This is a genomic window from Candidatus Thiosymbion oneisti (assembly GCF_900092655.1).
Lineage (GTDB): Bacteria > Pseudomonadota > Gammaproteobacteria > Chromatiales > Chromatiaceae > Thiosymbion > Thiosymbion oneisti.
The window spans coordinates 1-472 of sequence record NZ_FLUY01000799.1 but is presented as its reverse complement, the minus strand read 5'-3'; the positions used below and the strand labels follow the sequence as shown (position 1 = coordinate 472).

General features: G+C 54.2%; 1 protein-coding gene. It reads right to left on the bottom strand.

From position 1 onward, the window contains the following. Nucleotides 1-162: 162 nt before the first annotated feature. Nucleotides 163-472, bottom strand: a 310-nt coding sequence (locus tag BQ17_RS08620) for a ferredoxin (RefSeq protein ID WP_141699178.1), incomplete at its 5' end; no start/stop codon positions are given.

Genomic DNA, 472 nt, shown 5'->3' with positions numbered 1-472 from the left:
AAGTCTGGCTTGCTGGGTCTCGTCCCTCGACCCAGCCTACCGCTTTGAAATCAATATGTTAGTTTTTAGACAGCCTCTAACAGTTAATGGTTAGTGTGCCAACCTATTGTACTACCGGGAAAAGGCTGCTATCGCTACACGTATCACTCATGCTGCATTAGGCTACTGATTATAAGCCACCGCCCGCTCAACCAACTCCTCAAGTCCCGGCTCGTCCGGGTTCCAGGGCTTACCCGGATGGATACAGTCGGCGGGGCAGAGCTCGGCGGCTTCTACCAGTTGGGCGTAGGTACCTGCATTCAAATCCCCGAGCATGGCTTGTTTGTCCTCGTTGTAGAGAAAGAGGAGAGGGTTGAGATTGGTGCAGTCGTTGCAGCTGGTGCAGAGGGGGGTGTCGATCCAGGGTTCGTCGAAGCTCAGAGCAGGCTCGGGTGTGATTGGCTCTCCGATTTCACCGTCGTCTTCCTCTATG